This window comes from Nocardia colli (assembly GCF_008704205.1).
Classification (GTDB): domain Bacteria; phylum Actinomycetota; class Actinomycetes; order Mycobacteriales; family Mycobacteriaceae; genus Nocardia; species Nocardia colli.
The window spans coordinates 1-17703 of record NZ_VXLC01000023.1 but is presented as its reverse complement, the minus strand read 5'-3'; the positions used below and the strand labels follow the sequence as shown (position 1 = coordinate 17703).

Genomic DNA, 17703 nt, shown 5'->3' with positions numbered 1-17703 from the left:
ACCGCGCCACGCCGCGACTTGCCGTACGACACGCCGTGTCGCTGCATTCCGCCGCCAACTGCTCGCGCTGATGCTTACTTCGTGTTCGTCTCCACGAACGGCGGGCGGATGACCTCGCAGCGGAGGCGGCGGCCGCGGACGTCCACCTCGACCTCGGTGCCGGGTTCGATGCCCGCTTCGGTGTCGAGCAGGGCGAGCGCGATGCCGATCTTGAGGCTGGGCGAGAAGGTGCCAGAGGTGGTTTCGCCGACCGGTTCGCCGTCGCGCAGGACGCTCTGGCCTTGGCGCAGCACGCCGCGGTCGAGGGCTTTGAGGCCGAGCAGGGTGCGGCGTGGGCCGGCCGACTTCTCCTGCTCCAGTGCGGCTTTGCCCCAGAACTCGGGCTTCTTCCAGCCGACCGCCCAGCCGGTGCGGGCCTGCACCGGGGAGATCTCCAGGGACAGTTCGTGGCCGTGCAGCGGGTAGCCCATCTCGGTGCGCAGCGTGTCGCGGGCGCCGAGCCCGGCGGCCTGACCGTCGGCGGCCTTCACCTGCGCGACGAGGGCGCGGAACAGCGGCTCGGCGTCGGCCCAGCGGGGCAGCAGCTCGTAGCCGTGCTCGCCGGTGTAGCCGGTGCGGCAGACGCGCACCGGACGGCCGTCCCATTCGGCGTCGGCGTAGGCCATGTATTCCATCTCGGTCGGCAGGCCGAGCGCGGCGAGCACCTCGGTCGAGCGCGGGCCCTGCACGGCGAAGACGCCGTACTCGCGATGCTCGTCGGTCACCGTGATGCCCTCGGGCGCCACCTTCTGCAACTCGGCGACCACCGACGCGGTGTTGGCGGCATTGGGGACCAGGAAGATCTCGTCGTCGCTCACGTAGTAGGCGATCAGGTCGTCGATCACGCCACCGTCGGGCGCGCAGCACAGCGTGTACTGCGCCTTGCCCGGGCGGATCCGGCCGAGGTCATTGGTGAGCGCCGAGTTCACGAATGCCGCCGCGCCCGCACCGCGCACCGTCGCCTTACCCAGATGGCTCACATCGAACAGCCCGACCGTGGTGCGGACCGACTGATGTTCGGCCACCGTCCCCTCGTAAGAGACGGGCATTTCCCACCCGCCGAACGGTGCGAAAGTCGCCCCCAGCTCGACGTGTACACCATGGATAGGGCCTTGCAGCAGGTTCGAGTCGGTCACCCGGCGAGCTTATCCGCCACACCCCCACTCCGGACCCGCTCCCTCACCCCCACCGTCTGATCCCCCAGACGACACCCCTCCCCCACGTCATCGGACCCCATCACCAACCACCATCAAAAACCACCCACCAACCCATCACATCCGGCCCAGCCAGACACTGCCGAGCCGACCGAATGGGCCCCGACGACACCTCCACTCCCACTTCACCGCCACCATGTCCCACTCAGCGAATCGCACGTCGCCGAACGGGACATCACAGCGCCTCTACTCGCACTTTGCCTCGACCACGTCCCTATCGACAGCCTCAACCTGGCGATAGGGACATCACGGCGGTTCCACTCGCACTCCGCCGCAGCCATGTCCACTCAGCGAACCGCACTTCGCCGAAACGGGACATCACGGCGCCATCACTCGCACTTTGCCGCAGCCATGCCCCGATAAGCGACTCACTATCCGGATCCGGCGAACGGGCGTCACGACGTCGCCACACGCTCCTCGCCGCCACCGTGTCCCATTCGGTGCAGTCGTGTCCCACTCGACGGCTCGCGATTCGGCGGCCGGGACATCACGGCGGCAGCACTCGCACTTTGCCGCTGTCATGTCCCGTTCGGCGGCCAACGATCACGCGGCTATCCGGTGGGCCTGTCCGCTGCGCTTGAACTCCAGGCCCGCTTCCTGGCAGCCGCTGGCTAGGCTCAGACGATCTTCCCCATCGAACGGGACCTGACGGCGCTGTCACTGGCATTTCACTACGGCTATGTCCCACTCGGCAATTCACGGTCCGGCGAACGGGACATCAGGGCGACGACACTCGCACTTCGCCGCCACCATGTCCCGATCCACGACTCACTACCCGGCGAACGGGATCTCACGGCGGCGACACTCGCACCTCACCGCTGTCATGTTCCGCTAGGCAATTCACGATCCGGCGAACGGGATCTCACGGCGGCGACACTCGCATTCGCCACCACGTCCCACTCAGCGAACCGCACCTCGCCGAACGGGACATCACAGCACCACCACTCGCACTTTGCCGCCACCATGTCCCGATCGACGACTCACTATCCGGTGAACGGGACGTGGTGGAGGTGGCACTCGCGCTTTGTCTCCGCCGTGTCCCGTTCGACGGTTGCTATCCGCGGAACCACATGGGGCGCAGGGTTGGTCCTCCGTCGGGGAGGTCGTGGGTGGTGGCGGTTTGGGCGAAGCCCATGCGGGTGTAGAGGCGGGCGGAGCGGTCGGTGCTGGATTCGAGGTAGGCGGGGACTGCTGCCGAGGAGGCGGCTTTGGTTTGAGCCGCGAGGATGGCGGCGCCTGCGCCTTTGCCTCGATGTTCGGGGACCGTGACGATCACCTGCAGATACCGGTGGGGGAATTCGCGGGGGTGGGTGCGGCCGAGTAGGTCGCTCACTGTGGCGGCTCGCTGGAGGGCGCGGACGCCGGGGACGGATTCGGCCAGTGCGCGGGCTTCGGCCGCCTCGCGCTCGACGCGGTCCGCGGACGTCACGTGCTGCCAGATCGATATCGCCCAGATTTCCGATTCGGTGCCGGCGATCCAGATCTCGTCGTCGCTCAGCGCGCGGTCGATGAGCGCGGGGACGTACTGCTCGGTGAACTGCTCGATCGGGTGTCCGTCGAGGATCCAAGCCGTCACCACCTCATCGGGGCTGGCGATCGAGAAGGCCTTGATCACCGCATCGCGATCCTGCTTGCTCGCCTGTCGAACCGTGATCTCCATCCGCTGACCCTTTCGTCGTGAACGCTGTGTGCTCTCGCCAAGGTAGGCAGGTCAAATCGATACAGCTAGTATTTCGTCACAACTGTTCGTGTGTCGAAATGGAGGCCGGAATGGCCTGTGGGATCTGTGGGAACGCCCTCGCGCAACCGGCACGCGGCCGCAAACGCCGGTACTGCTCGCGCGCCTGCCAGGCCCGCGCCTACCGCGCCCGCCGCGACGACGTGACCCCTGCACCCCGCACCGCGCGACCGGCCAAACTGACCACGATCGCCATCCTGCGCACCGCCGTCGACCTGGCCGATCGCGACGGCATCGACGCCCTCTCCATGCGCCGCCTGGCCAGCGAACTCGGCGCGGCCACCGCCGGCCTATACCGCTACTTCCCCGATCGCGAGGCCCTGCTCGACGGCATGGCCGAACTGGTACTCGCCGAAATCGGCCCGCCTGCAACCGATCTCACCGACTGGCGGGCCAAGCTCAGCTACGAAGCGCAGGAAGAGTGGCAGCTGTACCAGCGCCACCCGTGGATGCTGCCGATCCTCGCCCGCACCCGCCCGCCGATCGGTCCCGCACTGCTCGACATCCTCGAACGTTCCTTCGCCGCCCTCGACCACCAGGACCTGACCCGCGAACAGATGCTCGCCATCTACCTGTCCTTCTCCGGCTTGGTTCAAGGCCTCGCGCTGCTGACCGGTTCCGAACGCGCCGACCGGCAGCGCGGCAAGCACCCGGAGCGGCCCGCCGACCTCCCCGAGCTGCTCGACCCGGACGTCCGCCCGGTCATGCACCGCCTGTTCTCGACCGGCGAGCCGGGCCCCGACCTGGACTTGGACCGAATCCTCGACACCGGGCTCGCCTTACTCCTCGACGGAATAGCAATCCGACTGCCCAGTAGCCTGAGCCCATGACCGCTGTTGCAGATCGCTCCCTCGGACCGGAGCTCGCCCGTACGCAGACCATCGCCGCGGATACCGATGTCCTCGTCGTCGGCCTCACCTCGTCCGAGAACGGCCCGGCCATCGTGCCCGAGGACCTGTTCGGCGACGTGCTCCCCGCCGACCTCCGCGCGGAACTGCTGGATCAGCTCGGCGCGGTCGGCGCGAAGGGCAAGGCCGAAGAGCTGACCCGGGTGCCCGCCCCGGCCGGGCTGGACGGGGTGACGAGCGTGCTCGCCGTCGGCCTCGGCGCCGCGGACAAGATCGATGCCGAGCAGATCCGCCGTTCGGCCGGTGTCGCCGCGCGCACGTTGTCCGGCACCGAACTGGTGGCGACCACGCTGTCCGGCCTCGACATCGGCGCTGCCGCAGAGGGTTTCTACCTCGGCGCCTACACGTTCACCCCGTTCAAGTCGGACAAGTCCGCACCGAAGCCGGACGAGCGCCCGGTGGCCAGGGTCGAATTCCTGGTCCCCGAAGCGGAATTCGGCGAGGAAGAACTGTTCCGCGCCGAACTGATCGCCGAAGCCATCGCCACCGCAAGGGATTTCGTCAACACCCCGCCCAGCCACCTCTACCCCGCCGAATTCGCCGCCCGCGCGCAGGAATTGGCGGAGGCGGCCGGCCTGGAGGTCGAGGTGCTCGACGAAACCGCCCTGGACGCAGGCGGTTACGGCGGCGTGCTCGGCGTCGGCAAGGGTTCCTCGCGCCCGCCGCGGCTGGTCCGGATCACCTACGCGGGCGGCCCGAAGAAGGTCGCGCTGGTCGGCAAGGGCATCACCTTCGACACCGGCGGCATCTCGATCAAGCCGGCGCAGAACATGGAGAACATGACCTCGGACATGGCCGGCGCCGCCGCGGTCGTGGCCACCGCGCTGCTCGCCGCGCGGCTGAGCCTGCCGGTCACGGTCACCGCGACCGTGCCGATGGCGGAGAACATGCCCTCGTCCACCGCGCAGCGCCCGGGCGACGTGCTCACCCAGTACGGCGGCACCACCGTCGAGGTGATCAACACCGACGCCGAGGGCAGGCTCATCCTGGCCGACGCGATCGTGCGGGCGAGCGAGGACGAGCCCGACTACCTGATCGACGTGGCCACCCTGACCGGCGCGCAGATGGTGGCGCTGGGCACCCGCACCCCCGGCATCATGGGCACCGAGGAGTTCCGCGACCGGGTCGCCGAGATCTCCCGGGCGAACGGCGAGAACGGCTGGGCTATGCCGCTGCCTGCCGAGCTGCGCGCGGACCTGAACTCGAAGATCGCCGACCTGGCCAACGTCGCACCGCACCGCTGGGGCGGCATGCTCTCGGCCGGGCTGTTCCTCAAGGAGTTCGTCCCGGAGGGCGTGCAGTGGGCGCACTTGGACGTCGCGGGCCCGGCCTACAACACCGGCGGCCCGTTCGGCTACATCGGCAAGGGCGGCACCGGCGTCCCGGTCCGCACGCTGATCGCGGTCATCGAGGACATCGCCGGCGAGTGACGCGGATGCGCCGCCCGGAGTGATTCGGGCGGCACACCCTCGCTACCCGGAAGCTGCGGCCCTGGATTCCGCACCCGATTCAGGGACGATTTCCGGCCCGAAAAATCTGGACATCTCCGACACGAAATCGGGTCGCCCGACGGTAGCCAGCGGCTATAGGTCGCGCAGATCTTCCTCGAACGCGCGCTGCCGCTCGATCCGTTTGCGCGCATCGTAGTCGCGCATCCGCTGCGGATATCCGATCTTCGCGACCTCGTAAACCGGAATCCGCAAATCCTTGGCAAGCCGCTGCGCGCCGCGCTCCCCGACGATCCGCCGGGTCCATTCACCGTCGGCTGCGATCAATACGACGGTGACATCCGTCACGGTCGTTTTCGGCTCCAAATAGCCTTCGACGCCGACGTGGGCACGCACCCACTCGGCCAGATAACGGGCATCCTCGCTACCCCCGGAACCCGCACGTAACGCGCTGCCACCCCGGGTCGCGCCGCCCCGGAAACGATCCAGCAAACCCAACGACGCGCACCTCCTTTCGCACCCCGATACCTCGAACGCATCGGTACCTCTATCTTGCCAGCTCTGTGGAGTTCGCCGCCCTTGTGCTACGCGCCGAGCGGACGAGTGCAAGGATGGATCGCGGTACAAGAACCACACAGATCTCCGGTGCCACGCACAATGATCGGTGGCTTTCGGACTCGCGCCGCAACCCGCGACGGGGGTCCGCAGAGAGATCAACTGTTGTAGAAACCCGTCGAGCAGTCAGAGGAGTCAGAGGACATGGCCTTCTCCGTCCAGATGCCAGCTCTTGGTGAGAGCGTCACCGAGGGAACGGTCACCCGGTGGCTGAAGCAGGAAGGAGACACGGTCGAGGTCGACGAGCCGCTGCTCGAGGTCTCCACCGACAAGGTCGACACGGAGATCCCGTCCCCGCAGGCGGGCGTGTTGTCGAAGATCGTCGCCCAAGAAGATGATGTGGTCGAGGTCGGTGGTGAGCTCGGCGTGATCAGCGATGCCGGCGAGGCGCCGGAGCCGAGTTCGGCTCCCGCCCCCGAAGCCGCTGCCGCGCCCGCACAGGAGGCTCCCGCCGAGGAAGCCCCCGCCGCCGAACCCGAGCCTGCCGCTGCGGAAGCCCCGGCGCCCGCCGCCGAGGCCGCGCCCGCGTCGTCCGGTGACGGCACCCCGGTCAAGATGCCCGAGCTGGGCGAGTCGGTCACCGAGGGCACCGTGACCCGGTGGCTCAAGGCCGTCGGCGACGACGTAGCCGTGGACGAGCCGTTGCTCGAGGTCTCCACCGACAAGGTCGACACCGAAATCCCCTCGCCGGTCGCGGGCAAGCTGCTCGAGATCACCGCGCAGGAAGACGATGTCGTCGCTGTGGGTGGACAGCTCGGCGTGATCGGCAGCGGTTCCCCCGCCAAGGCGGCGCCGGCCCCCGCGCCGAAGCCGGAACCCAAGCCCGAGCCCAAGCAGGAAGCGGCGCCCGCGCCGAAGCCGGCTCCCGCACCGGAACCCAAGCCCGCTGCCCCGGCCCCCAAGGCTCCGGCGCCCGCCGCGGCCAAGGCCCCGGCCGAGTCGGACTCCAGCGGCGGCAACGGCGCGACGCCGTACGTCACCCCGCTGGTTCGTAAGCTGGCCGACGAGAACGGCGTCGATCTGTCCGCGCTCACCGGTTCCGGTGTCGGCGGACGCATCCGCAAGCAGGACGTGCTCGCCGCCGCGGAGGCCAAGAAGGCGCCGGCGCCGGCCGCCGCCGCACCGGCCGCGGCTCCCGCAGCGAAGGCACCGGCCGCCCCCGCGGCCGCCAGCGCGAAGCTGGCCCATCTGCGCGGCACCGTGCAGAAGGCGAACCGCATCCGCCAGATCACCGCGACCAAGACCCTGGAATCGCTGCGTACCACCGCTCAGCTGACCCAGGTGCACGAGGCCGACGTGAGCAAGATCGCGGCGCTGCGTGCCCAGGCCAAGGCGGCGTTCAAGGAGCGCGAGGGCGTCAACCTGACGTTCCTGCCGTTCTTCGCCAAGGCCGTCGTCGAGGCGCTCGGCGTGCACCCGAACGTCAACGCCAGCTACGACGATTCGACCAAGGAAGTCACCTACCACGCGGCAGTGCACCTCGGCATCGCCGTCGACACCGAGCAGGGCCTGCTCTCCCCGGTGATCCACAACGCGAGCGACCTGTCGCTGGCCGGCCTGGCTCGCGCCATCGCCGACATCGCCAACCGCGCGCGCAACGGTGGCCTCAAGCCCGACGAGCTGGCCGGTGGCACGTTCACCATCACCAACATCGGCAGCCAGGGCGCCCTGTTCGACACCCCGATCCTGCTTCCGCCGCAGGCGGGCATGCTCGGCACGGGTGCGATCGTCAAGCGCCCGGTGGTGGTCAAGGACGACACCGGCAGCGAGTCCATCGGCGTCCGTTCGATGTGCTACCTGCCGCTGACCTACGACCACCGCCTGATCGACGGCGCGGACGCGGGTCGCTTCCTCACCACGATCCGGCACCGGCTCGAGGAGGCGGCGTTCGAGGCCGACCTCGGGCTCTAACCGTCGTGTGCACATGAAGGTCGTGATCGCCGGCTCGTCCGGGCTGATCGGGACAGCGCTCGTCGCGGCTCTGCGCCGCGACGGGCACGAGGTCGCCCGCCTGGTTCGCCGGCGGGCGGCCGGACCGGACGAGTTCACCTGGGATCCGGTCCGGGCCGAACTGGACGAGCGGGCGTTGCGCGGCGCGGATGCCGTGGTCAACCTGTGCGGTGCGAGCATCGGGCGCCGCCGCTGGAACGGCAGTTTCAAACAGGAATTGCGCGACAGCCGGATCACCCCGACCGACGTGCTGGCCGCGGCGGTCGTCAAGGCAAGCGTGCCGACGCTGCTGAACGCGAGCGGCGTGCACTTCTACGGCGGCGACACCGGCGACCGGGTGGTCGACGAAACCTCCCCCGCCGGTTCAGGTTTCCTCGCCACGCTCTGCCGCGACTGGGAAGCCGCGACCCGCCCGGCCGCCGACGCGGGCGTGCGCACGGTGCTGTTGCGCAGCGCCGTCGTCCTGTCCGGCCAGGGTGGCCTGCTCAACATGCTGCACCCGCTGTACTCGCTCGGCCTCGGCGGACGACTCGGCAGCGGGCGACAATACACGCCGTGGATCTCGATGGCCGACGAGATCGGCGCGATCGTCTTCGCCCTCGGCACCGACACACTTACCGGGCCGCTCAACGTCGTCGGCCCGGCACCGGTCACCAACGCCGAATTCAGCCGGGCCCTCGGCCGCGCCGTGCACCGGCCGACCCCGCTGGTGGTCCCCGCGTTCGCGCTGCGGGCCCTCCTCGGCGAGTTCGCGCAGGAGGCGATCCTGCGCGGACCCAGAGCAATACCCACGGCCCTCGAGGAGGCGGGCTACGAGTTCCAGCACCCGACCATCGGCGCCGCACTGGCCGCGACGGCGGGCCGACCCGGAGACGATCGATGACCGACCAGCTCGACACCCGCCCCGCCACCCTCATCCGGGACGCGCACCGCGACGACCTGCCCGCGATCCTGGTGATCCACAACGCCAACATCGCCACCTCGACCGCGATCTGGGATCTGGAGCAGGTCGAACTCGACGAGCGGGTCGCCTGGTTCGAGGCGCGCACCTCGGCGGGCCTGCCGATCGTGGTCGCCGAGGTCGACGGCGAGGTCGCGGGTTACGCCAGCTACGGCCCGTGGCGGCCGAAGGCGGGTTACCGCTTCACCGTGGAGAATTCGGTGTACGTCGACGACCGGTTCCAACGCCGCGGCATCGCGACCGCCCTGCTCACCGAGCTGCTCGACCGCGCACGCCAGTCCGGTCACGTGCACGCCGTCATCGCCGGCATCGAATCCGGCAACACCGGCTCGATCCTGCTGCACGAACGCTTCGGCTTCCGCGTCATCGGCGAGTTCCCCGAGGTAGGCCACAAGTTCGGCCGCTGGATGGACCTGACCCTCATGCAGCTCACCCTCCCGGTCCACGCCCACTAAACACCGACCGCACCACCCCCGCCGCACCACTTCTGATTTCCCGCACCGAAATTTGCATGCGATTTTCGGTGCGGGAAATCAGAAGTGGTGCGGCTGTCGGCACTTACCGCGCGATTTGCCGCCATCATGGGTCGCTGGGTATCGAATCGTGGGCGTAGTCCGCCCGTTAACCTGTGGCACGCTCCACAGAGCACGGCTGGAATAGATGTGGCCGTCCGGCGTACCGTCGAGCTCGTGAACGACACGCGCACCACGTGGTCCGCCCGATTCGATACGACCCCGATCGTGGTCGAGGATCTCGGACTCATCGACTACCACAGCGCCTGGGAACTGCAGCGGACCATCGCCGCGGAGCGGGCCGAGGGCATCGGATCCGATCGCCTGCTGTTGCTCGAACACCCCTCGGTCTACACCGCGGGCCGCCGGACCGAGACCGAGGATCTGCCCATCGACGGCAGCCCGGTGGTCGAGGTGGACCGCGGCGGCAAGATCACCTGGCACGGCCCCGGCCAGCTGGTCGGGTACCCGATCGTGCGGCTCGCCGAGCCGGTCGACGTCGTGCACTACGTGCGCCGGCTCGAGGAAGCCCTGATCACCGTCTGCACCGACCTCGGCCTGACCTGCGGCCGGATCGAGGGCCGCTCCGGGGTCTGGCTGCCCGCGACCGACGTGTTCGCCGAACGCAAGATCGCCGCGATCGGCGTGCGGGTGCAGCGCGGCGTTGCCCTGCACGGCATCTCGCTCAACTGCAATTCGGCCATGGACGGCTTCCAGGCGATCATCCCGTGCGGCATCCGCGACGCCGGCGTCACCACGCTGTCGCGCGAGTTGGGCCGCGAGGTGACGGTCGATGAGGTCAAGCCGCTCGTCGCCGATGCCATCGCCAGGGCGCTCAATGGCGAACTGCCGGTAACCGCGCACGATATTGCGCGCGTCACACCGGCAGGAGGGGACGCGAGCGCCTGATCCGGTAGGCGTAATGTCGATCAAGTGACCTCAGCTTCAGCACCGGCAGGACGCAAACTGCTACGCATCGAGGCGCGCAACGCGGAGACCCCGATCGAGCGCAAACCTCAATGGATTCGTACCAAGGCCAAGATGGGCCCGGAGTATTCCGAGCTCAAGGGCCTGGTCAAACGCGAGGGCCTGCACACGGTGTGCGAGGAAGCGGGCTGTCCCAACATCTTCGAATGCTGGGAAGACCGGGAGGCCACCTTCCTGATCGGCGGCGAGCAGTGCACCCGCCGCTGCGACTTCTGCCAGATCGACACCGGCAAACCCGCCGCACTCGATCGGGACGAGCCGCGCCGAGTCGCCGAGAGCGTGCAGGCGATGGGCCTGCGCTACTCGACCATCACCGGCGTCGCCCGCGACGATCTGGAAGACGGCGGCGCCTGGCTCTACGCCGAAACCGTGCGCGCCATCAAGCAACTCAACCCGGGCACCGGCGTCGAGCTGCTCATACCCGACTTCAACGCCGTCCCCGAGCAACTGGCCGAGGTGTTCTCCGCGCGCCCGGAGGTGTTGGCACACAACCTGGAAACGGTGCCGCGCATCTTCAAGCGCATCCGCCCCGCCTTCCGCTACGAGCGCTCCCTCTCGGTGCTCACCGCGGCGCGCGAGGCCGGCCTGGTCACCAAGTCCAACCTGATCCTCGGCATGGGCGAGACCCCCGAAGAGGTCACCCAGGCGATGCGCGACCTGCACGAGGCAGGCTGCGACATCCTCACCATCACCCAGTACCTGCGCCCCTCCCCGCGCCACCACCCGGTGGACCGCTGGGTCAAGCCGCAGGAGTTCGTCAACCACTCGAAGATGGCCGAAGAGATCGGTTTCGCCGGTGTGATGGCCGGGCCGCTGGTCCGCTCGTCCTACCGCGCCGGTCGCCTCTACAGCCAGGCGATGGCCCACCACGGCCGCGAAATCGCACCCGCCATGGCGCATCTCGCCGAAGGCGGCGCGGCGTCCCAGGAAGCGTCGTCCGTCCTGGCTCGCTTCGGCAACTGATCGCGGTGTCGCACACGGACCTACCCTCGGGTGGTTCCGTGTGCGACACTTCACCGATCTCGCTCGACCGGGTTCCTTCAGTCGAGCGCCTCGGCTCCAGGCCTACTCCCGCTTGTTCAGCGAGACCGAATCCTCCTGCGCACCAACGCTGGTCCGCTTCCACAGCACCAGCGCGCCGATGGCGGAGCCGATCATGGCGAATCCGACCACCCACAGTCCTGCACGCTGCGTTCCGGTCCAATCCTTCAGCCCACCAGTGATGTACGGCGCGGCGAAACCACTGATGTTGCCGATCGAGTTGATCAGGGCGATGCCGCCCGCGGCGGCGGCACCGGTGAGGAAGGCGCTGGGCAGCGCCCAGAAGGTGGGCAGCGCGGCGAGAACACCGACGGCGCAGACGGTTACGGCGGTCATGGCCGCGATCGGATTCCCGAGGTAGAGCGCCACCGGGATGGCCAATCCGCCGAGCAGCGCGGGAAGCGCTACGTGCCAGGGACGTTCACCGGTCCGGTCACCGTGCCTGCTCCACCACACCATCACGACGGCGCCGATGACATACGGCACCGCGTTGATCAGACCGCGCTGCACCACCGAATAGTGCGTCCCGTACTGCTGCTGGAAGCCGTTGATGATCGTCGGCAGGAAGAAGCCGAGCGCGTAGAGCCCGTAGACGATTCCGCCGTAGACGAGGGCCAGCCCGATGATCCGGGTATCGGTGAGCGCCTTGCGCAACGTCCAGTGCTCGCCCTTCTCCACGGCCGCCTGCTCGGCGGCGAGTTCGGTACTGAGCCACTGCCGTTCGGTGCTAGTCAGCCACTTCGCCTGGGCGGGACTGTCGGTGAGATAGAACCAGGTCACCACGGCGAGCAGCAGCGCCGGCACACCCTCGACGAGGAACATGAATCGCCAGCCGCTGAGCCCGAATACACCGTGCCCGTACTGAATGATCAAGCTGGACATGGTCGAACCGAGCGCGGTGGAGATCGGCACGGCGACCATGAACAGCGCGACGAACTTCGCCCGCTGCTTCTGCGGGAACCAGTACGTGAGGTACAGCAGGATGCCGGGGAAGAACCCCGCCTCCGCCACACCCAGCGCGAATCGCAGGATGTACAGGACGGTTTCGTTGGGCACGAACGCCATGCCGGTCGCGATCACGCCCCAGCTGGCCAGGATCCGGGCGATCCAGCGGCGCGCACCGAACTTGTGCAACGCCAGATTGCTCGGCACCTCCAGCACCAGATAGCCGAGGAAGAAAATCCCCGAGGCGAACCCGAACGCCGTCTCGGTGAGCCCTAGGTCGGCCTTCATCCCGCTGGGCCCGGCGAACCCGATATTGACCCGGTCGAGGTAATTGACGAAATAGAGCAGCCCGAGAAACGGCACCAGGCGAAGCGTGACTTTGCGCAGCGTCGCGCGCGGCACGTCCTGTGTGACAACCATGCCGCACTCTCACCCCGCGAGCACCCGCCGGTCAAGCCCCCAACCGGGGGTCCCCATGTCTCGAATCGACCGGTTCGCCGCCGCGAAGCCGAGTTCGCGCGCGCTCCGGATGCACGTAAGTCATAGCAGGACTGCAAGATTCAGACTCACACCGCCTCCGGATCGGGCCGTCTACGCTGTGCGCATGGCGAAGATCAACGAACGGCTCACCGACATCCCCGGCGTCGCTCCCGGCTTCGGATACGCCCAGGCGGTCACCACCTCCAACGGGCTCGCCCACGTGTCCGGCCAGATCGCGGTGGACGCCGACGGCAACCTGGTCGGCGCGAACGACCTGGCCGCACAGACCAGGCAGGCGCTGACCAACCTGCAGAACATCCTGCACGCCCTCGGCACCGACTGGACCGGCCTGGTCAAGTTCACCTGGTTCGTGACCGACACCAGCAACCTGCAAGAACTCCGCGACGTCCGCGACGAGTTCCTCCGCCCCGCCCTCGGCGACCTGCCCAACCCCGCCAGCTCGCTCATCCAGGTGGCCGGATTGTTCCGCCCCGAGTTCCTGGTCGAGGTAGAGGCTGTGGTCGCGATCGGCTGAGCCCCGCGCTCCTCTCACGACACCGCGCGTCCGACCAGGTACGGACCGGGCAGTCCGTCATATCGGATCTCCCGATCCGGGCACGCGCGGCGACCGCCGGTGGGAAGCTCGAAGGACCGCAGGTGTCGGGGCGCGAGGAAGCGAGACGCACAGTGGACAAGACGAGTGGAACCGTAGGGGGCAACGGCAGAGTGTTTGCGGCCGAGCGGCCGGAACAGATACGAAATGTGGTGCTGGTCGGGCACAGCGGGTCGGGGAAGACGACACTGGTCGAGGCGATGGCGCTGACCACGGGGACGGTGAATCGGGCGGGGCGGGTCGAGGACGGAACCTCACTCTCGGACTACGACGAGATCGAACATCGACAGCACAGATCTGTGCAGTTGTCCGTGGTGCCCCTGGCCTGGTCGGGGATGAAGATCAATCTGCTGGACACTCCCGGGTACGCGGACTTCGTCGGCGAATTGCGGGCCGGCTTGCGCGCGGCGGACGCGGCGCTGTTCGTCATCTCGGCGGCCGAGGGCGCGGAAGGCGTCAGCGGCGCGACCCGGGCGCTGTGGGAGGAATGCGCGGCGGTCGGCATGCCGCGGGCGATCGTGCTCTCGCACCTGGACACCGCGCGGGCCGACTTCGAGGAGATGACCGAGACCTGCCGCACCGTGCTCGGCGGCGGAGTGTCGGAAAACGTTCTGCCGCTGCATCTTCCAGTGTACGGCCCGAAAAGCGCGGACGGTCATCGCCCGGTCACCGGGCTGATCGAGCTGCTGCCGAACTGCGTGGTCGACTACTCCTCCGGGGAGCGGGTGGAGACCGCGCCGACCGCCGAACAGCAGCCGCTGCTGGAGGAGGCGCGCAACCGGCTCATCGAGGGCATCATCGCCGAATCCGAAGACGAAACCCTGATGGACCGCTATCTCGGCGGTGAAGAGATCGACCTCGCCACCCTCGTCACCGATCTCGAACGGGCCGTGGCCAGGGGTAGCTTCCATCCGGTCCTGTTCGGTGCGCCCGCGCCGGAGGGCGCCAAGCAGGGCTTGGGCACCGTCGAGCTGCTCGACCTGATCACCGGCGGCTTCCCGACGCCGTCGGAGCACGTGGTTTCCGCCGTCACCGCCGCGGGCGGCAACACCCGGCGCAATCTCGACTGCGATCCGGACGGCGCGCTCGCCGCGGAAGTTATTCGCACCGCGTCGGATCCGTACGTCGGCCGGGTGTCGCTGGTGCGGGTGTTCTCCGGCACGCTGCGCCCCGACGACACGGTGCACGTCTGCGGGCACGGGCTGGAGGAACGCGGCCACGAGAGTCACGATGTCGACGAGCGGGTCGGCGCGGTCTCCTCGCCGTTCGGCAAGGGGCAGCGCCCGCTCGGCCAGGCCATCGCCGGCGACATCGCTTACGTCACCAAGCTCAGTCGTGCGGAAACCGGCGACACCCTCTCCGGCACCGACAAACCGCTGCTGATCGAGCCGTGGCAGATGCCGGATCCGTTGCTGCCCATCGCGATCACCGCGCACAGCAAGGCCGACGAGGACAAGCTCTCGCAGAGCCTGGCCCGGCTGGCGACCGAGGATCCGGCCGTGCGGCTCGAACACAACGCGCACACTCATCAGCTGGTGCTGTGGTGTCTCGGTGAGGCGCATCGTGATGTCGCGCTGGAGCGGTTGCGGACCCGGTTCGGGGTGCAGGTGGATGTGGTCGAGCATCAGGTCGCGTTGCGAGAGACGTTCGCGGGCAAGGCGAATGGTCGCGGCCGGCATGTGAAGCAGTCCGGCGGGCACGGGCAGTACGCGGTGTGTGAGATCGAGGTCGAGCCGTTGCCCGGTGGGTCGGGGATCGAGTTCGTGGACCGGGTGGTCGGCGGAGTTGTTCCGCGCCAGTTCATTCCGTCGGTAGAGAAGGGGGTGCGCGCGCAGGCGACGCGCGGGGTCGCCGCCGGATATCCGCTCGTGGATGTGCGGGTGACGCTGTTCGACGGGAAGGCGCATTCGGTCGACTCCTCCGATGCCGCGTTCCAGACTGCCGGGGCGCTCGCGTTGCGGGAAGCCGCGGCCAACGCCGGTGTTTCGCTGTTGGAACCGATCGCCGAAGTGTGGGTGGTGGTTTCCGACGACTATGTCGGACCGGTGCTGAGCGACCTGTCCAGTCGGCGCGGGCGCGTTCTCGGCACCGAGCCGCACGGGGTCGGGCGTACCCGAATCCACGCCGAGGTGCCGGAACTCGAACTCAGCCGGTACGCCATCGATCTGCGTTCGCTCTCGCACGGGACCGGCGATTTCACTCGCTCCTACACCCGGCACGAATCGATGCCCGGTCAGCTCGCCGCCACATTGCGGGCGAAAAAGTAGTCCTGACAACGACATCGGGCCCACCCACGGGTAAGTGGATGGGCCCGAATATCTTTCGTTCCTAGGTGACCAGGTTCTTGCGCAGCTTCAAGATGGTGCCCGCGTCCAGGCCGAGTCCCTTGGTCAGGAACTTGCCGAGATCGCCGTAATCCTGCTCCATCTTGTTCACCGCGGCGTCCAGGTATTCGGTCCGGACCTCCTGCAACGGGATCAGCAGATCCGGGTTCTGCATCAGCCCCGCCTGCTGCACCTGCTGGCGCAGGGCGGCGTCCGCGGCGGCGCGGTACTGGTTGGACAGCAGATAGTCCTGCCGCGCAGTGCCTTCCGGCACGCCGACCGCGCGCAGCAGCACGTAGGTCAGCCAGCCGGTGCGATCCTTGCCCGCGGTGCAGTGGTACAGCGTCGCCTTGTCGGTGTTCGCGAGATCCTTCAGCGTCTGCCCGAACGCGGTGCGCGACTCCGGGCGGCTGATGAACGTCGTGTACATGTTCAGCATGATCTGCTCGGCCTTACCGCCGCCGAGCGCCGCCTCCTGCTTCTGCGGATCGCGCGTCTGGATCACCGCCAGCATCTGCTGGAACAGTCCCGTGTCGTCGATCGGCCGCGCCACCGCCTGCGCTCCCGGGATCGGCTTGTCCGCACCGGCGAACTGCACCTCCCCCGGCGTGCGCAGATCGATCACCGTCTTCACCTTCAGCCCCGCCAGCTTCTGCACATCCGCGTCGGTCAACTTCTCCAGCGAATCCGACCGAATCGCCTTGCCCGACTTCGTCTTCTCCCCGTCATAGGTCCGATACCCCCCGATATCCCGGGTATTCACCGCCCCCTGCAAATCGATCTTCCCGCTCGCCGCCGCCAACTCGGCCTCCGGCTGCGCGGTCGCAAGGGGTGGAGCGGTAGTCATCGTCACGGCGAATATCGCCAAAGCCGCAGTTATCAATGAAATTAACGAAATCTTCATGACGCCGGACAGTAGAACCTGTTCCAGTCAGGTATCGGCGTTCGCCCCATCCACCCCACTCACCGGAACATACCCAGCAGTCAACGAGATTCCCCCTGGACACCGGATCCAATCCCCGTAACCTGCCCGTCGCAGCGGAAATACCGGCGCGAATTCCGCCGGATTACGTGATCGAACTATGTCGCGATCAAACGCACGGACGCGCCGCACAACTTGCGCATGTCATCGAGATCACTGGTGAGCATGACCACCGGAACCTGCTGCCGCAGCGCCATTTCCGCGATAACAGCATCGATCGCGTATTTGTGGCCGTGTAATCCGGCGTCGAGCAGCAGTGCCGAGGCAGCCTTTGCGGCCGCATCGTCGACCTGCTCGACACGCAACGCGGACAACAACCAGGCGAGTCTGGCCTTGTCGGTCTTGCGATGGGTTGCCTCGACGATGGTGAGCGCGCTGATCACGACTTCCATGCCGCGAGAACGGGCTTCGGCGACGATCGCGACGACTGCCACGGAATCGTCTATTAGGCGGGACAATCCATCGCAGTCCAGTACCAACGTTCCGTGCTGCCCAGACGTCGGATTGTCGCGCCCAGATTTCAGCTTGCCTCGTGCCACTGGCCCGACTCACCGAGAGCATGATCGAACATGTCCCTGGCCCGCTGCCGTTCCGCCTCGGGCAGCGGCCCATTGCGCCGCTCATGATCGGCGATGTACTCGTCGAGCAGCATTCCCCGCAATTCCCGCTCGACCGCCGACGTGACGAACGACGAGAACTCACGCTTACCCACCCGTCGGCGAATCGCCTCGGCGGTGCCTTCCGGCAACGACAGACTCACCCGCGTCGCGGGGCCTTCGCCGATCCGATGCTCGGGTTCGTCGCTCACGTCACGAGATTATCAATCGAAGTAGGAAACATCAACGCTACGCCGGAAACGGGCAACGGCCCACCCGCGGACGCGGATGGGCCGTTGCCGAACGACTCGGTGTACGAACGACTTACACGTCGTAGTACAGCTCGAACT

General features: G+C 67.9%; 16 protein-coding genes. 9 read left to right on the top strand and 7 right to left on the bottom strand.

What is annotated here, in order from left to right:
- Nucleotides 1–74: 74 nt before the first annotated feature.
- Nucleotides 75–1175, bottom strand: coding sequence for a glycine cleavage system aminomethyltransferase GcvT (gcvT, locus tag F3087_RS35440; RefSeq protein ID WP_150406496.1), 1101 nt, complete (start codon nucleotides 1173–1175; stop codon nucleotides 75–77).
- 1132 nt (nucleotides 1176–2307) lie between these two features.
- Nucleotides 2308–2913 (bottom strand): GNAT family N-acetyltransferase, encoded by a 606-nt coding sequence (locus F3087_RS35435; RefSeq protein ID WP_150406495.1) that lies wholly within the window; start codon nucleotides 2911–2913, stop codon nucleotides 2308–2310.
- A gap of 110 nt (nucleotides 2914–3023) precedes the next feature.
- Between F3087_RS35435 and F3087_RS35430 the strand changes: the two genes are divergently transcribed.
- Nucleotides 3024–3821 carry a TetR family transcriptional regulator gene (locus F3087_RS35430; protein ID WP_150406494.1) on the top strand — a complete coding sequence of 266 codons (798 nt, stop codon included), beginning with the start codon at nucleotides 3024–3026 and terminating at the stop codon, nucleotides 3819–3821.
- Entirely contained in the window at nucleotides 3818–5329 is a 1512-nt protein-coding gene (locus F3087_RS35425; RefSeq protein ID WP_150406493.1) for a leucyl aminopeptidase, read from the top strand. The genes F3087_RS35430 and F3087_RS35425 overlap by 4 nt, the downstream gene beginning before the upstream one ends.
- 153 nt (nucleotides 5330–5482) lie before the next feature.
- On the opposite strand, the gene F3087_RS35420 is transcribed toward F3087_RS35425, so the two are convergent.
- Complete coding sequence (locus tag F3087_RS35420) at nucleotides 5483–5845, bottom strand: oxidoreductase (protein ID WP_150406492.1); 363 nt, start codon at nucleotides 5843–5845, stop codon at nucleotides 5483–5485.
- A gap of 261 nt (nucleotides 5846–6106) precedes the next feature.
- On the opposite strand from F3087_RS35420, the gene sucB reads away from it, so the two are divergent.
- The 5 genes from sucB (at nucleotide 6107) to lipA (ending at nucleotide 11335) form a co-directional block, all read left to right on the top strand.
- Nucleotides 6107–7873 (top strand): 2-oxoglutarate dehydrogenase, E2 component, dihydrolipoamide succinyltransferase, encoded by a 1767-nt coding sequence (gene sucB / locus F3087_RS35415; RefSeq protein WP_150406491.1) that lies wholly within the window; start codon nucleotides 6107–6109, stop codon nucleotides 7871–7873.
- A 13-nt stretch (nucleotides 7874–7886) separates the two neighbouring features.
- The gene (locus F3087_RS35410; RefSeq protein WP_150406490.1) at nucleotides 7887–8795 is read left to right on the top strand and encodes a TIGR01777 family oxidoreductase; all 909 of its coding nucleotides are present in this window, start codon (nucleotides 7887–7889) and stop codon (nucleotides 8793–8795) included.
- Nucleotides 8792–9328 carry a GNAT family N-acetyltransferase gene (locus tag F3087_RS35405; protein ID WP_150406489.1) on the top strand — a complete coding sequence of 179 codons (537 nt, stop codon included), beginning with the start codon at nucleotides 8792–8794 and terminating at the stop codon, nucleotides 9326–9328. Before F3087_RS35410 ends, F3087_RS35405 begins: the two co-directional genes overlap by 4 nt.
- Nucleotides 9329–9562: 234 nt before the next feature.
- Nucleotides 9563–10294, top strand: a complete 732-nt coding sequence (lipB, locus tag F3087_RS35400; protein WP_150406488.1) for a lipoyl(octanoyl) transferase LipB — start codon at nucleotides 9563–9565, stop codon at nucleotides 10292–10294.
- A gap of 24 nt (nucleotides 10295–10318) precedes the next feature.
- Nucleotides 10319–11335 (top strand): lipoyl synthase, encoded by a 1017-nt coding sequence (gene lipA / locus F3087_RS35395; RefSeq protein WP_150406487.1) that lies wholly within the window; start codon nucleotides 10319–10321, stop codon nucleotides 11333–11335.
- A gap of 102 nt (nucleotides 11336–11437) precedes the next feature.
- Here the strand turns inward: lipA and F3087_RS35390 are convergent, their stop codons facing one another.
- Nucleotides 11438–12778, bottom strand: a complete 1341-nt coding sequence (locus tag F3087_RS35390) for an MFS transporter (RefSeq protein WP_150406486.1) — start codon at nucleotides 12776–12778, stop codon at nucleotides 11438–11440.
- A gap of 184 nt (nucleotides 12779–12962) precedes the next feature.
- Here F3087_RS35390 and F3087_RS35385 point away from each other — a divergent pair, with 184 nt between their 5' ends.
- Nucleotides 12963–13373: a RidA family protein gene (locus tag F3087_RS35385; RefSeq protein WP_150406485.1), complete on the top strand. Its 411-nt coding sequence runs from the start codon at nucleotides 12963–12965 to the stop codon at nucleotides 13371–13373.
- Nucleotides 13374–13525: 152 nt separating this feature from the next.
- Nucleotides 13526–15718 (top strand): elongation factor G-like protein EF-G2, encoded by a 2193-nt coding sequence (locus F3087_RS35380; protein ID WP_150406484.1) that lies wholly within the window; start codon nucleotides 13526–13528, stop codon nucleotides 15716–15718.
- Nucleotides 15719–15779: 61 nt separating this feature from the next.
- Here F3087_RS35380 and F3087_RS35375 read toward each other — a convergent pair whose 3' ends face one another.
- From F3087_RS35375 to F3087_RS35365, 3 genes are all read right to left on the bottom strand, one after another.
- The gene (locus F3087_RS35375) at nucleotides 15780–16622 is read right to left on the bottom strand and encodes a tyrosine-protein phosphatase (protein ID WP_223885588.1); all 843 of its coding nucleotides are present in this window, start codon (nucleotides 16620–16622) and stop codon (nucleotides 15780–15782) included.
- A gap of 233 nt (nucleotides 16623–16855) precedes the next feature.
- Nucleotides 16856–17296 (bottom strand): DNA-binding protein, encoded by a 441-nt coding sequence (locus tag F3087_RS35370; RefSeq protein WP_223885587.1) that lies wholly within the window; start codon nucleotides 17294–17296, stop codon nucleotides 16856–16858.
- Nucleotides 17278–17565 (bottom strand): hypothetical protein, encoded by a 288-nt coding sequence (locus tag F3087_RS35365; protein WP_191094308.1) that lies wholly within the window; start codon nucleotides 17563–17565, stop codon nucleotides 17278–17280. The genes F3087_RS35370 and F3087_RS35365 overlap by 19 nt, the downstream gene beginning before the upstream one ends.
- Nucleotides 17566–17703: the final 138 nt, after the last annotated feature.